Source organism: Planktotalea sp. (assembly GCF_039984035.1).
Lineage (GTDB): Bacteria > Pseudomonadota > Alphaproteobacteria > Rhodobacterales > Rhodobacteraceae > Planktotalea.
This window is the reverse complement of sequence record NZ_JBDWVM010000197.1, coordinates 1-14,260: the sequence shown is the minus strand read 5'-3', so window position 1 is coordinate 14,260 and position 14,260 is coordinate 1. Positions and strand designations below refer to the sequence as shown.

General features: G+C 54.6%; 16 protein-coding genes and 1 other RNA gene. 4 read left to right on the top strand and 13 right to left on the bottom strand.

Annotated features, from left to right (window positions below):
• Positions 1-1,248, top strand: a 1,248-nt coding sequence (locus tag ABJQ89_RS09195) for an SLC13 family permease (RefSeq protein WP_348495952.1), incomplete at its 5' end; no start/stop codon positions are given.
• 6 nt (positions 1,249-1,254) lie between these two features.
• Here ABJQ89_RS09195 and ABJQ89_RS09190 read toward each other — a convergent pair.
• Positions 1,255-1,815, bottom strand: coding sequence for a 5-formyltetrahydrofolate cyclo-ligase (locus tag ABJQ89_RS09190; RefSeq protein WP_348495951.1), 561 nt, complete (start codon positions 1,813-1,815; stop codon positions 1,255-1,257).
• The gene (mgtE, locus tag ABJQ89_RS09185) at positions 1,812-3,203 is read right to left on the bottom strand and encodes a magnesium transporter (RefSeq protein WP_348495950.1); all 1,392 of its coding nucleotides are present in this window, start codon (positions 3,201-3,203) and stop codon (positions 1,812-1,814) included. Before mgtE ends, ABJQ89_RS09190 begins: the two co-directional genes overlap by 4 nt.
• Positions 3,204-3,328: 125 nt before the next feature.
• Between mgtE and guaD the strand changes: the two genes are divergently transcribed.
• Positions 3,329-4,621: a guanine deaminase gene (gene guaD, locus ABJQ89_RS09180; protein ID WP_348495949.1), complete on the top strand. Its 1,293-nt coding sequence runs from the start codon at positions 3,329-3,331 to the stop codon at positions 4,619-4,621.
• A gap of 30 nt (positions 4,622-4,651) precedes the next feature.
• On the opposite strand, the gene ABJQ89_RS09175 is transcribed toward guaD, so the two are convergent.
• The 4 genes from ABJQ89_RS09175 to ABJQ89_RS09160 form a co-directional block, all read right to left on the bottom strand.
• On the bottom strand, positions 4,652-5,134 hold the full coding sequence (locus tag ABJQ89_RS09175) for a CAP domain-containing protein (protein WP_348495948.1): 483 nt from the start codon (positions 5,132-5,134) through the stop codon (positions 4,652-4,654).
• A gap of 22 nt (positions 5,135-5,156) precedes the next feature.
• The gene (locus ABJQ89_RS09170) at positions 5,157-6,530 is read right to left on the bottom strand and encodes an 8-oxoguanine deaminase (RefSeq protein ID WP_348495947.1); all 1,374 of its coding nucleotides are present in this window, start codon (positions 6,528-6,530) and stop codon (positions 5,157-5,159) included.
• Between the two features lie 105 nt (positions 6,531-6,635).
• On the bottom strand, positions 6,636-7,466 hold the full coding sequence (gene hisN / locus ABJQ89_RS09165) for a histidinol-phosphatase (protein WP_348495946.1): 831 nt from the start codon (positions 7,464-7,466) through the stop codon (positions 6,636-6,638).
• Between the two features lie 70 nt (positions 7,467-7,536).
• Entirely contained in the window at positions 7,537-7,914 is a 378-nt protein-coding gene (locus tag ABJQ89_RS09160) for a helix-turn-helix transcriptional regulator (RefSeq protein ID WP_348495945.1), read from the bottom strand.
• 299 nt (positions 7,915-8,213) lie between these two features.
• On the opposite strand from ABJQ89_RS09160, the gene ABJQ89_RS09155 reads away from it, so the two are divergent.
• Positions 8,214-9,182 carry an NADPH:quinone oxidoreductase family protein gene (locus tag ABJQ89_RS09155; protein ID WP_348495944.1) on the top strand — a complete coding sequence of 323 codons (969 nt, stop codon included), beginning with the start codon at positions 8,214-8,216 and terminating at the stop codon, positions 9,180-9,182.
• Between the two features lie 6 nt (positions 9,183-9,188).
• Here ABJQ89_RS09155 and ABJQ89_RS09150 read toward each other — a convergent pair whose 3' ends face one another.
• Positions 9,189-9,779 carry an NAD(P)H-dependent oxidoreductase gene (locus ABJQ89_RS09150; protein WP_348495943.1) on the bottom strand — a complete coding sequence of 197 codons (591 nt, stop codon included), beginning with the start codon at positions 9,777-9,779 and terminating at the stop codon, positions 9,189-9,191.
• Between the two features lie 104 nt (positions 9,780-9,883).
• Here ABJQ89_RS09150 and ABJQ89_RS09145 point away from each other — a divergent pair, with 104 nt between their 5' ends.
• On the top strand, positions 9,884-10,456 hold the full coding sequence (locus ABJQ89_RS09145; RefSeq protein WP_348495942.1) for a TetR/AcrR family transcriptional regulator: 573 nt from the start codon (positions 9,884-9,886) through the stop codon (positions 10,454-10,456).
• 75 nt (positions 10,457-10,531) lie between these two features.
• Here ABJQ89_RS09145 and rpmG read toward each other — a convergent pair whose 3' ends face one another.
• The 6 genes from rpmG to ABJQ89_RS09115 form a co-directional block, all read right to left on the bottom strand.
• Positions 10,532-10,699, bottom strand: coding sequence for a 50S ribosomal protein L33 (rpmG, locus tag ABJQ89_RS09140; protein WP_008206879.1), 168 nt, complete (start codon positions 10,697-10,699; stop codon positions 10,532-10,534).
• 206 nt (positions 10,700-10,905) lie between these two features.
• Complete coding sequence (locus ABJQ89_RS09135) at positions 10,906-12,105, bottom strand: NADH:flavin oxidoreductase/NADH oxidase family protein (protein WP_348495941.1); 1,200 nt, start codon at positions 12,103-12,105, stop codon at positions 10,906-10,908.
• A 129-nt stretch (positions 12,106-12,234) separates the two neighbouring features.
• Positions 12,235-12,639, bottom strand: an RNA gene (rnpB, locus tag ABJQ89_RS09130) — RNase P RNA component class A.
• A 13-nt stretch (positions 12,640-12,652) separates the two neighbouring features.
• Positions 12,653-13,342 (bottom strand): N-acetylmuramoyl-L-alanine amidase, encoded by a 690-nt coding sequence (locus ABJQ89_RS09125; RefSeq protein WP_348495940.1) that lies wholly within the window; start codon positions 13,340-13,342, stop codon positions 12,653-12,655.
• A gap of 7 nt (positions 13,343-13,349) precedes the next feature.
• Positions 13,350-14,039 (bottom strand): hypothetical protein, encoded by a 690-nt coding sequence (locus ABJQ89_RS09120; RefSeq protein WP_348495939.1) that lies wholly within the window; start codon positions 14,037-14,039, stop codon positions 13,350-13,352.
• A 31-nt stretch (positions 14,040-14,070) separates the two neighbouring features.
• On the bottom strand, positions 14,071-14,260 hold a 190-nt coding region (locus tag ABJQ89_RS09115; RefSeq protein ID WP_348495938.1), incomplete at its 5' end, for an amidase family protein.

The following is a 14,260-nucleotide window of genomic DNA, read 5'->3' as shown; positions in this document are numbered from 1 at the left end:
GAAGCTTTTAGTATTTTTGAAGTGACCCCGCTTGGCATTATTCTTGTTATTTGGGGCATGCTTTACCTGCGTTTTATCGGTCCTTATTTGCTGCCTGATCGCGATAGCATGGCCAGCCTCATGAGCGACAAAAGCCAGATGAAGTTCTTTACTGAAGCTGTCATTCCCCCTGAAAGCAACATGATCGGGCGTGAGGTGATGGGGGTTCAGCTCTTTAAGCGCCAAGGCGTGCGTTTGATCGACGTTGTGCGGGGTGATACATCTTTGCGGCGCAACCTCAAAGACGTGGTGCTGCAGGTTGGCGACAGGGTCGTTCTGCGGAGCCGCATTTCCGAGCTTCTCAGCCTGCAAAGCAACAAGGAACTCAAACGCATCGATCAGGTTTCCGCTGTCGAAACCAACACGGTAGAAGTCCTGATCACTCCCGGATGTAAAATGGTGGGCCGCACTTTGGGCGCGCTGCGCCTGCGCCGTCGTTTTGGTGTTTACCCGCTCGCGATGCACCGTCGAAACCAAAACATCAGCGGTCAATTGGACGACGTGAGTGTGCGCGTCGGGGACACGCTCTTGCTCGAAGGTTCACCTGAAGACATTTCGCGCCTGGCCACGGAAATGGACCTTGTCGATGTCTCGCAGCCCTCTGAACGCGCGTATCGGCGCAACCATGCCCCCATCGCCTTTCTCGCGCTTATTGGGATCGTGGCGCTTGCAGGTTTGGGCCTCGCACCGATCTTTTATCTTGCGATCATCGCGGTTGCCTTGGTCCTGATTTCGCGCTGCATCGATGCAGATGAGGCCTTTTCCTTTATCGACGGCCGCTTGCTCGCCCTCATTTTTGCGATGCTGGCCATTGGCGCTGCTTTGGAAAGCTCTGGCGCTGTAAAGTTGATCGTTGATCTGCTCGCGCCATACGTCGCCGTTTTGCCCGCCATCCTAATCGTTTGGGCAATCTATTTGCTCACGTCCGTGTTGACAGAGCTGGTGTCCAACAATGCAGTTGCAGTCGTTGTTACCCCGATTGCGATTGGCCTTGCAGATGCGCTTGGCGTTGATGCGCGCCCCTTGGTGGTTGCGGTCATGGTCGCTGCCTCAGCGAGCTTTGCCACACCAATCGGCTATCAAACCAACATGCTGGTCTATGGTCCCGGTGGTTATAAGTTCACCGACTTTATGAAGGTTGGCATTCCGCTGAACCTGTCGATTGGCCTACTGGCCTCTGCAATCATTCCGTTGCTTTGGCCTCTCTAAAGCACCTTAGCCAAGCGAAATGATACCCGCCTCGGTCACAATCATATCGAGCGGTTGATCAGTCGGCTCCAGTGGTAAGCTATCCGCCTCTTGCGCTGCAAAGGCAAAACCGATGGCAAGCGCCGCGCGCCGTGCGCGCAGGCGTTCGAGCGTGCGATCATAAAAGCCGCCGCCATAGCCCAAACGTCCACCTTGACGGTCAAAGGCCACAAGCGGAACGATCAGTATCTCAGGTTCAATCCAGTCACCGTGCGCGGGAATAAGAGCACCAAATGTGCCTTCCTCCATTTCGCAGTCAGGTGACCATTCACGAAAATCGAGCGGCGTTGCCTTGGCCTTGATCACTGGCATGCCAACGGGGCCATAAGCCGCCGCTTCCGCCATGGCAGGCAGAGGATCAATTTCCGTTCGCATTGGGGCATATCCTGCCAAAGGAACACCGCGATATCCTGCCAGCACTTCACTCAGATATGCTGATTGATTAGCGCGTGCTGCCTCAAACGCAGCTTTGCGGCGCGCGAATGCGGCGCGGCGCGCTTCAGTCTTGATAGCGGTTAAGTCGGTCATAAAAGCACCATAGCTGCGAGACCCAAGAACGCGAAAAAGCCGACCACATCCGTGACAGTCGTCACAAACGCACCTGAGGCCAAGGCGGGGTCAATTCCGAGCTTATCCAGTATCACAGGGATCACCGTGCCCGCCAAACCCGCAACGACCATATTGATCACCATTGCGGCGGCGAGGATATAACCGAGCGCGGGCGAGCCGAACCAGATCACCCCAACGATGCCCAAGACCACGGCAAAGACAAACCCATTGATCAAACCGACCAACACTTCGCGGCGAATAACGCGCCAAACGTTGGAACCGGTCAAATCTTTGGTGGCAATCGCGCGCACGGCAACGGTGAGCGATTGTGTTCCTGCGTTCCCCCCCATGGAAGCCACAATAGGCATGAGAACTGCGAGCGCCACTATCTGTGAAATCGCGGCATCAAACTGCGCGATGACCAAGCTGGCCGCAATCGCCGTCACAAGGTTCACAGCAAGCCATGGAAGACGCTGACGCGTTGTGTTGATCACACGATCAGAGAGCGAGCCATCGCCGACCCCCGCAAGACGCAGAATGTCCTCTTCGTGTTCTTCATCCAGAACGATCATCGCATCATCGATGGTAATCATCCCGACCAGACGTTCGTTTTCGTCCACCACGGGCGCGGAAATCAGATGGTATTGATTAAAGGCATAGGCAACTTCTGCCTCATCCTGCATCGCTGGAATAACTTGAAAGACGGTTTCAATAATCTCCCACAAAAGCACATCGCGGCGCGAGCCCATCAATTTACCAAGGGTGACATTGCCCACAGGTTTAAAGCGCGGATCAACAAGAATAATATGATAAAACTGCTCTGGCAGAGTTTCACGAACTCGAAGGTAATCGATCGCTTCGCCGACCGTCCAATGCTCTGGCGCCATTACGACTTCGCGCTGCATCAAACGGCCTGCGGACTTTTCGGGATAGGTCAGGGATTGCTCAACAGCGACACGATCACTGTCCTCAAGAACGTCCAAAATGACGTCTTGGCGCACCACATCCATGTCCTCGATCAAATCGACGACATCGTCACTTTCCAACTCGCGCACGGCGTCGGCAAGAACCTCAGGGCGCAGCGTTGCGATCACCTCATCGCGAATGCTCTCGTCAAGCTCTGACAGAATGTCGCCGTCAAACTCGCGATCATACAGATGGATCAGTCGCTGCCGCTCTGCACTGCTGATCTGCTCTAAAAGGTCAGCAATATCAGCCGAATGCAGCGGCTCCATGCGCATGGTCAACTGACCTTGATCACCGCGTTCAACCGCGTCTAGGATCGCTGCTACATCTGAACGCCCGAGCGCATAATCGCCCTCTTCGGCTTCCGTGCGCTTGTCTGTCAAAAGATCAGAATCACTCATTTTCTCTGCCTTTCCATCACCGCACACATGGCTTTAACTGATCATAAGCAAAGCCACGAGCGAGCAACAGTGCTCACGCATGAAATTCCTATTTAGCGTCTCCGATTTTCTGATACTCAAGACCTATGACAGACAAACACATCATTTCCGGTGATCTTTTAAGCTTTGAGGGCGATCCATTCGCGCAAGCGCCTGAGGATGCCGTCAAAGTCCTGAGCGATCACGCATTGCTAATCGAAGCAGGCAAAATTACAGCCCGCGGCCCGCGCGCGGCGCTCTTGGCCGATCATCCGCAAGCGACGCATCATGCGTATGCCGGCAAATTGATCTGTCCGGGTTTCATTGATGCCCATGTGCATTACCCACAGACGGCAATCATCGCCTCATGGGGCAAACGGTTAATCGATTGGCTGAACACCTACACCTTCCCTGAAGAGATGCGGTTTGCCGATCCAGCCTATGCCGCGCGCATTGCTGAACGATATTTCGATCTGACGACGGCCCACGGCACCACCAGCATGGCGAGTTATTGCACGATCCATCCTGCCTCCGTTGATGCCTTTTTTGGCGCGGCGCACAAACGTGGGCAAAGGGTTGTAGCCGGTAAAACCTGCATGGATCGCAATGCACCACAGGGGCTGCAAGACACCGCGAAAAGCGCTTATGACGACAGCAAAACGCACCTTGAAAAATGGCATGGCACAGGACGCATTTCCTACGCCATTACACCGCGATTTTCCCCGACCTCGACCCCAGATCAACTGGACGCGATGGGCGCGCTTTGGGGCGAACACCCAGAATGCCTCATGCAGACACATCTAAGCGAGCAAGTGGACGAAATCGAATGGGTGCGAGGCTTGTTCCCGAATGCCCGCGATTATCTGGACACCTATGAACACTTCGGACTGCTCGGTGCCAAAGGCGTTTATGGCCATTCGATCTATCTCGAAGCACGCGAAGTAGACCGCATCAGCGAGATCGGCGCGGCGCTCGTGCATTGCCCGACATCCAACACCTTCATCGGGTCCGGCTTGTTCGATATGGCCGCGATGAAGACGCGCAATATCTCGGTAGGATTGGCGACGGACACAGGCGGCGGGTCTAACTTTTCGATGTTGCGCACCATGGCCGCGGCGTATGAAATCGGCCAGTTGACAGGCACGTCGCTGCACGGCGCACAGCTGCTCTGGCTCGCGACCCAAGGATCGGCAAAGTCGCTCCACCTCGACGACAAAATCGGCGCATTAGATGTTGGGATGGAAGCGGATATTACGGTGCTTGATTTAGCTTCAACCCCCGCGATTTCACAGCGATATGACAACGCGATGGGCACTTGGGATGCGATTTTCCCGACGATCATGATGGGCGATGACAGGGCCATCGCGGACGTGTGGATCAATGGTGCGCGGCAAACGTAAGGTGCGTGATTCCACGCACCCTACTTTAGGTTAACAGCCGGGTTTTCCCAAAACCATGACCCAAATATCACCGGCTTGCGCCATACCAAATTGCGTCGCATTGCTGCTCAGAAGGTTCGCGCGATGCCCCGGTGAGGCTTGCCATCCCGCCAAAGCTTGAAGCTCACCTTTTTGCCCCTGCGCGATATTCTCGGCGACAAAGCAAAACCCGTAACCTTCGCGCTTGACCCGATCCCCCACGCTAGAGCCATCAAGCCCTGCATGATCGAAATACCCCTGTGCAGCCATGTCATTGGCATGCGCGGTAGCAGCCCGCGCCAAACGCGCGTCCGCGGCCAACGGCGCTTGGCCATTTGCCGCTCGAAAGCTGTTCAATTCGGGCGCGATATTCGCACTCAGCCCGCTCGCAGGTTGCGCAACAGCCGCTGCGCCCCTTGGCGTGACACTCGCGCCTGAGCGCACACAGCCGCTAGCCAACAGGGCGCAGCACATTCCTAAAATGACCAAACGCATGGTTATTTGCTCCTCTTTCCGCTCAAGCCTCAGATAGTTTCAACGCAAGCGTATTTTGCCGCGCGATCACATTGGATAAGTCTATAGACGTGACCTGCCCCGTGGCAACCACACGGCGCCCTTCAATAAACAGATCACGGACTTGGGTTGGGCCTGCCAACAAAAGCGCCGCCGCATCCCAACTGCCCGCAGCTTCGATACCACTCATATCCCAAATCGCGATATCGGCCCGTTTGCCCACTGCGAGCTGACCACAATCGGGCCGCCCAAGAACCGCTGCGCCGCCTCTTGTTGCTATATGCAGAGCTTCCCGTGCGCTCATCGCGTCAGCACCGTTTGCGACCCGTTGCAATAACATCGACTGACGCGCTTCCAGCACCAAGTTCCCTGCGTCGTTTGACGCAGAGCCATCAACGCCCAATCCAACCTTCACACCCGCATCTCGCATCGCACGCACAGGTGCAATTCCAGAGCCAAGGCGACAATTGGAACAGGGGCAATGGGCAACGCCAGTGCCTGAACGCGCAAACAGATCGATCTCTTGCCCATCCAGTTTTACGCAATGTGCGTGCCATACATCATCGCCCGTCCATCCCAGATCTTCGGCATATTGCCCGGGGCGACATCCGAATTTTTCTAAGGAATAGGCTATATCCTCATCATTTTCCGCCAAATGGGTGTGCATCATCACACCCTTGTCGCGTGCGAGAATTGCAGCATCGCGCATTAAATCCCGCGATACTGAAAAAGGTGAACAAGGGGCGACGCCAACGCGGCACATAGAACCTTCTGATGCATCGTGATGTGCGTCAATCACGCGAATACAATCCTCTAGGATCGCCTTTTCTTTTTCCACCAGACTGTCAGGTGGCAGCCCCCCATCACTTTCCCCGATCGACATGGACCCACGGGTTGGCTGAAACCGCATGCCAATGTCTGCCGCCGCCGCAATCGTATCGTCCAGCTTTGAACCATTTGGGTAAAGGTAAAGGTGATCTGAGGTCGTCGTACAGCCAGACAGCATCAATTCGGCCAAACCAACTTGCGCCGACACATACATCTCTTCCGGACCAAAGCGCGACCAAATCGGGTAAAGCGTTTGCAGCCAGCCAAAGAGCAAGGCGTCCTGCCCCCCCGGAACAGCGCGTGTCAGGGATTGATACAGATGGTGATGCGTGTTCACCAAGCCCGGTGTGATCAAGCAACCCGCCGCATCGAGAACCTCAGTGGCGCCCTCCTCGGCTTGAGGTGCTAGCCCCTGCCCGACCGAAGCGATCACGCCATCTTCGATCAGGATATCACAATTAGCGATTTCATCGCCCGTGATGCCACCAGCATCGTTCATCGTGAGGACGAGTTGTGCATTTTTAATAAGGGTCGAATGTGTCTTAGCCATTTGAACCACCTTCACTTTGAAGACTGGCTCTTCTCGGTAAGAAACCAAGCATCGCTTGGGGTTGTGACAGAAAAGAGCGAAGGACTCACAACCTATAGCGAAACGCTATCCCAGCTCACCCGCTTCACGCAAGGCAAGTTGTAAAACGCTCAACGCTTCCGCGTGCAATTCAGGCGTAGCTGCTGCCAAAGCGCGCCCACCTTCATGCGCTTTTCCACCGTCCCAGTTCGTCACGATGCCACCTGCAGCCTCAATCACCCCAATCGGCCCTGCGATATCATAGGCGTTTAGACTGGCTTCAATCACCAGATCAATCTGCCCAGCAGCCAAGAGTCCATAGGCATAGCAATCGCACCCAAACCGCGTCAGCCGCGCCTGTTTAGACACAGCTTCAAATGCCTTGCGCTCTTGCGCTGTGCCAACCTCGGGGAATGTCGAAAACAAAGTTGCGTCTGAAATGTTGCGCGTGCCACGCGCGACTAAAACTTTGGTTCCATGCGGCCCGACAAGCTCCGCACGCCCAAATCCGCCACAGAAGCGCTCCCCGATATAGGGTTGATCAATTATCCCAAGTCGCGGACCGCTCTCATCATTGAGCGCAATCAAGACGCCCCAAGTCGGCGTGCCGCTAATGAACCCGCGCGTGCCATCAATCGGATCAAGAACCCATGTCAGGCCACTGGTCCCATCTCTATTTCCAAATTCTTCGCCAAGAATCGCGTCATCGGGGCGGCGCTCGGCCAAAATTTCCCGCATTACTTTTTCGGCAGCTTTGTCCGCGATGGTGACAGGATCAAACCCGTCCTGATCCTTGTTTTCAGCATCGAGACCTGAGGATCTGAAATAGGGCATGATGACCTCGCGCGCGGCGTCGGCCAATGCCTCAGCCACAAGCCAAAGTTCGTTTTGCAGCTCAATATTTTCAATGTCTTGCATGGGAAGCCTGCTTGGTTGGCGAAAACGTGTCAGTGCACGATCGCCAACCTATTGCAGCTTCAGGGGCGCATCAAGCAACGTTGCTGAGGACACGCGCCAAATCGAACAAGCGACGACGCTGTTCTTCTGGAATTGAATAATAAGAACGCACCAAGTCTAATGCTTCCTTATCGTTCAAAATATCTGATGGAACTGCGCTTGCTTCACTTTCCGTCGGCAGGTCTTCGACCTGATCCATGCCAGCAAAGAAAAAGCTCACGTCTGCTTCGAGCGCTTCCGCGATATCCCAAAGGCGCGACGCGCTTACACGGTTCGCACCGGTTTCATATTTCTGAATTTGCTGGAACTTGATGCCAACTTTTTCAGCCAACTGTTGCTGCGTGACCCCAACGAGCCAGCGGCGATGTCGGATACGCTTTCCAACGTGTTCGTCTACAGGATGTGCCATAACACGACCCCTTTCTTTTTAGGTTGGGTATGACCTGCTCCGAGTGGCAGAGCAACTCAGTCGATACCTCATACCTTACGCAATAACTAATTACTCAACGTATGGTGGCACCTATTTTAGTGTACTCCCGCTTTGTGGCAAGTAAGGATTTTCCTACCGTACCTTAAGTCAAGCATTCAAAGAGCCTAATTTGAATTGAAAAAGAGGAGGAAGACATTCGAACTGCTTCGGCTTGTCACTTTTACTTTTCCATCTTCTGGACTAAATATTCAGCTAAGATTCAGAAAACAGGTACTTTTATGCGCGCGTTGCAAGTCTGCGAAATTAATTCGAGCCCGGCTTTGGTCGAAGTTGCCCCAGCGTCACCCGCGAAAGGCGAAATTAAGCTAAAAATTGCAACCTGTGGGCTGAATTTTGCCGATTTGCTCATGCAAAAGGGTCAGTACCAGGATACGCCCCAGACTCCCTTCACTTTAGGAATGGAAATTGCGGGCACTGTTGAGGCTCTGGGCGAAGGCGTTCAAAGCCCTGAAATTGGCAGTCGCGTCGCTGTTTTTGGAGGTCAGGGTGGCCTAGCAGATTATGGGTGTTTTGATGCTGCCCGCGCTTTGTCGATCCCTGATGCAATGAGCATGCAAGAGGCCGCCGCCTTTCAAATTGCATATGGCACCAGTCATTTGGCGCTGTACTACCGCGCGCAGCTAAAGCCCGGTGAAACGCTGGTTGTGCTTGGTGCGGCTGGCGGTGTTGGCCTCACCGCCGTTGAGATCGGCAAACTTATGGGCGCAAATGTGATTGCTGTTGCACGCGGTGCGGACAAGCTTGAAATCGCGCGTCGCGCTGGCGCGGACCACCTCATCGACGCAAGTGAGCCGGACCTGCGCGGTGCGCTCAAAGCGCTCGGCGGCGTCGATGTGGTTTATGATGCTGTCGGCGGCGACTTGTTCAAAGCCGCCTTTAGAGCCTGTAAACCCGAAGCCCGTATTCTCGCCATCGGTTTCGCCAGCGGCGATGTTCCCCAGATTCCGGCAAATCATTTGTTGGTCAAGAACATTACAGTGATCGGATTTTATTGGGGCGGCTACCTCAAATTCAAACCCGAGATCGTCACCGGTTCTTTGCGGCAGTTGTTCAAATGGTTCGAGGATGGGAAACTACATGTTCATGTCTCCCATACCTTTCCGCTAGAGCGCGCGACTGAGGGCATGGAGCTGTTACGTGCGCGCAAATCCACCGGCAAGGTCGTGATCAACATCGCAGATGAGTAAATCCCTTTAGGCGCCTTGCTGACCAAGTGCGCTCGCTTTTGTGAGCCACGTCTCTACTTTGTCTGGCCCCGCCTTCCCAGCCGATGCGAAATGCGTGATTTTGGCTGGTGTGATGCCAACGAACTTAAAAATTTGCCCTTTGAGCTGGCGAAACAAGGCTTTGCGATAGAGCAAACCAAAGAAGAAATCTGGCGTATCTGAGGTCACGAAAATGCGTGCTGTTCTGCCTGTGAGCAAAGGCATCGGCATACCCATCTTCAAGGTTCGCGGGTCAAACGCCCAACCCGGAAGCAGTGCGCGATCAAACAGGCCTTTCAATTTCGCAGGCACCCCGCCCCACCACATCGGTGTACTCAATACGATGTGTTCGGCCCATTCTACCTGCGCTTGGAACGTAAGCAGGTCTGATTCAAGCGGCTTCTTTTCTACGTATTGAGCGACCCCAAAATCCATGTCGAACTCTAAATCATGTAGGTGCATCATCCGAACCTCATGCCCTGACTTTTCGGCTGCAGATGCATAGGATTTTAATATCTCCTTTGACAGCGAACGCGCTGCGGGATGACCGTTCAGCACAAGAATTCGTTTTCCAGACATGAGAGTTTCCTGATTCCTTCAATAATTGACCATGGTCATATTAGTGAAATTGACTGCGGTCAATTTAAATTTGATCCTCCCCGAAACCGTGATAAAAAGCAGCCATGAGCAAACCTCTTCAAAAACGTACCTTGGCTACGCGCGCTAAGTTGATCGCGAGCGCCGAGAAAATCATCTCGGCCAAAGGCTATGCCGCAATGCGTGTCGAAGATGTCGTGGCGCAAGCGGGTGTCGCCAAGGGCACTTTCTTTGCCCATTTCCCAGACAAAGATGCGCTCATGGACTTGATCGTTGGCGCTGAGATGGACAAGCAGCTTGATCAGGTCGCGGCCAAGGCCCCGCCGCAAACCGTTGACGAGCTGATTGAACACATCATGCCCTTTTTGAATTTCGTCAGTCACGATCGCTATACATTCGATCTGATCATTCGCCATTCCGGCGCAGGTGCAAAGGAAGAGTTTGGCCCCATCGCGCTCACTTTTGAGCGTCAGATCAAAATCTTAACCACTTGGCTTGCAACAGGTCCTTTTCGCAAGGACGTGGACCCGCAGGTCTTGGCCGAAGGCATTCAGGCCTTTTACGTGCAATGCATGGCAATGCATTTCTGCTCAATCAACAAAGAGCCACCTATGCAAATCAGGCTGACCACATATCTCAAAGCGTGGCTGCTCGCCTAGACCACCCCCTGCCCCAAAACAAAAAAACCGCGCGAGGAAGCGCGGCTTTTTCAAAGTCTCAATAGAGAGGTAAGATTACTTGATCTTACCTTCTTTGTACTCAACGTGCTTGCGCACAACTGGGTCGTACTTACGAATGACCATTTTTTCGGTCATTGTACGTGCGTTTTTCTTTGTGACGTAGAAGTGGCCTGTACCCGCGGTCGAGTTCAGGCGGATCTTGATCGTGGTTGGCTTCGCCATGGGTCATCTCCTGCTTCAAGCGACATGTGCCGCTCGGGAATTCTTGATCACTGCCTTCTATAGCGCGCCGCGCCCGAGTCAACAGGCATTTCGAGAGAACAAGACTATTCGACACAGAACACGCATCTGGCGCAGCTATTTTCGCGCTACACATCGAACTTCAGCCTCCTACTTCGCCAAAAGTCCCTTGGAAGATTGCAGTCGAATCAAACGGATTTGAAAACGGTCTTAAAATGCTCCAGCCAAATCTTGGTTCTAAGTGCATCGCGCTCTTCATATGCCTTGATCGCATCTCCAAGATCGGTTGCGTCGAAGGGAGCAGAACCTTCACCAATTCGCGTCAATTGCATCGTATACCAAGCAGTGATCCCACCTTCTGGCGCTTGTGAAAATCGCGGGAACTGTGGCTCTGGGCACACATCGTTTCGCCATAGATCGGGCAGCCGCGGCTCCAACACCAAGGCACGCGCAAGCCCAATGGCATCGACCGCATCGTCAGCAAGTGCATGCTTGGCTTGCTGAAGCGTTTTAAAACCCCCCGTTAACATCAACGGCTTGCGCGTCATCATCCGCGCGCGTTTAGCAAAACTCAGGAAATAAGGGCCGCCGCCCGCACTATCAGAGGCAGATTTTGCACCGGGAAAATAGGTGCCGCCGCTCACATCAATCAAATCTACTGTGGTTTGGTCGAGCGCTTTGACAACCTCAAGTGCGTCCTCTTCACTGAGCCCGCCTTCAAGCTGGTCTGACGAATTCAGTTTAACAGCAATCACAAAACGAGGCCCAACCGCAGTTCTTACAGCGTCGATAACCTGCAACAAAAGCCGCATTCTATTTTCGACAGCGCCACCGAAGTCATCCTCACGGTGATTGAACAGGGGCGATAAAAATTGACTTAGTAAGAAGCCATGCGCCGCATGAACCTGAACGCCGCCAAACCCCGCCTCCTTTGCGAGAGCGGCAGTGCGTGCAAATTCCTGAGGCAACGCATGTATTTCATCAAGCGTAAGTTCTTTGCACGTGAGCTCTGGTAGATCGAGCGCGCTTGGCCCCTTAGGATCGCTCGTGGGTGCATAAGACAGGGCACCCGCATGCCCGAGCTGTAGCATCATTAGGCACCCATTTCTTTGTCCGCCTTGGGCCAGCTGGCGAAAGCGGTCCAGATCAGATGCATCGTTCAATACAAGGTTTCCTGGCTTTTCAGCAAAGCCAGATGTGCATTGCACCTCACCCACAATGGACAGTGCAGCGCCGCCAAGCGCCCAACTTTGGTAAAGATTGATTTGCTCTTGGCTGGGATGCCCCGTGCCATCGCCCAGCGAATCTGACATCGCTGATTTGATCAGGCGGTTTTTCAACGTCACGCCGCACGGCAGGTACAAAGGATCGAACAACGTTTCTGACATAGCTCAACATCCTTCGTTGCGACTTGAACTGTTCAAGCAGTTTTGACGAGCAGGTTGCATCTTGCAAGACTTAAGCAGGACGAGAGCACACCTTTCGACCTTGAAGTAGATGGGCGGTCAAATCTTAACGCGTGCGGAGGGCCTATAAGCCGGATTTTGTCCAAAGCATCCCTCTCGAGATGCAAATAGATGACCATTCATCTTGGCTCGCAGTTACCTGCGCGCCTCTAGCTGCCAACCCGGATGCCTCAGGCTAAAGCGTCCCTGCGGGGATATCGGTTGCCCGATCACGCCCGCGCGGCATCCCTATTTGGCATTGCTCCCGGTGGGGCTTGCCTTGCCGGTTCGGTTACCCGTCCCGCGGTGCGCTCTTACCGCACCGTTTCACCCTTACCCGCGTCGAAACGAAGGCGGTTTCTTCTCTGTGGCGCTATCCCTCAGGTTACCCTGGCCGGGCGTTACCCGGCACCGTTGCTTTATGGAGTCCGGACTTTCCTCGCGCCCCGAAGGGCCCGCAGCCATCCAGCCTTCCGCACGCATGGATCGCCTAGCTGCCCCGCTGCCACGGGTCAACCGCGAATCTATCCGCAAGGGCTGCCGCTGCGCGTCGATCCTCTGGCGTTTCGCCCCCCGAGCGCATCGGCGCAAAGCGCATACGGAATGCATCAAGGCAAGCCTCAAGACCGAAATCGTCAACGGCATAGCCCAGCGCGCATAGGCTATCGCGCAACGGAACATCACCGCCAAATGTCTCTGGCCAAATCACATGACCGCCCAGCGCTAAACGCCGCCAGTCAAAGCGTCGTCCTGGGTCAACCTTGCGCGTAGGTGCTAGGTCAGAGTGGCCAATCACATGCTGCAACGGAATGTCCCAGCGCGTACGGATGTCGCCAAGAAGACCTTCAAGCGCATCCATCAAGGACGCGGAGAACGGAGAGCTGCCATCGTTATCCAGCTCGATCCCGATAGAGCGTGAATTGATATCATCGCACCCGCCCCACATCCCTGCCCCAGCGTGCCAAGCGCGTGCGCTTTCATCGACCATTTGGGTGATAGTGCCGTCGCGCGCGATTAGGTAGTGGGCGGAGACTTCAACAGCCGGATCGCAGAGCCGTTCAATCGCCTCTGCAGCGCTTAGCATTGCGGTGTAGTGAAGAACCACGATGTCGGGCTTGAGAATGCCACCCTTTCGAGGGCCGCAATTGGGCGATGGGCGCTGAACAATCTGCGCGCCCATCAAATGCTTAGCCGTTTACAGCATTGCGGAAAGGTGCAGGATCCCAGTAGCAGGCGAACCCATCGCCGTCAGGGTCCATCCCTTTGCGATCCTTGACTGGACCACCATCCGCCAAGAAGGCCTGCTGCGCTTGGTCTTGCGATGCAAAACCGGAGCAATTCTTTTGGAACTTGTTCTGCGCATTAAAACCATTGCGCTGGTGTACGCGCTGACCTCGGGCATTCGTTGTGGACAGAGCAAAGGCCACAATGTTCGGGCCAGCATTGCCTTGGCGCGTCGGCAAGGCAGTGGGTTGAATGACTTGATATTGCTGCTGGTTCGCCGCCCGCTTGGCGGCGTCGCCTTCGATAGAGCGCTGGCCAGACACCGCGTTGAAATCATTCTCTGCGCTGATGCCACCCGTTCTCAGGACGGGCGCGACATTGGCAGGGCTTGCTTGAACGACGCCGGCTGTGTCTGTGCTTGCGGCTTGTGGAATGCCAGACGCAGTTGCAGGGGCGAGCGGCTCAGTGCTCACTGCTTGCGCCGCAGGAAGCGCGCCTGTTGTTCCGCCTTGCAATGCAGCATCACGCGCAGCTTGTGCACGCTCGTATTCGGCATAGTCGCCAAAACCAACCCCAGCCCCGCTGTCAGGGATTGTAGGGCTACAGGCGCTTAGAGCGCCCAGCGCAAGTGCTGACAAAATAATGCGTTTCATAATGCGACTGCCTCGTTCTCTTTTCGCCGCTTTACCACCATTTGCTTGGTTTTGCTACAAATCCCGCAGCTTGTTCCAAGGCATAGGCGGTATTTAGCAAATCGCCCTCTTCCCATGGCTTGCCGATCAATTGCAGTGCAAGTGGCAAGCCGTTGCTATCCACACCCGCAGGAACCGCGATGCCTGGAAGACCGGCAAGGTTCACCGTCACGGTAAAGACG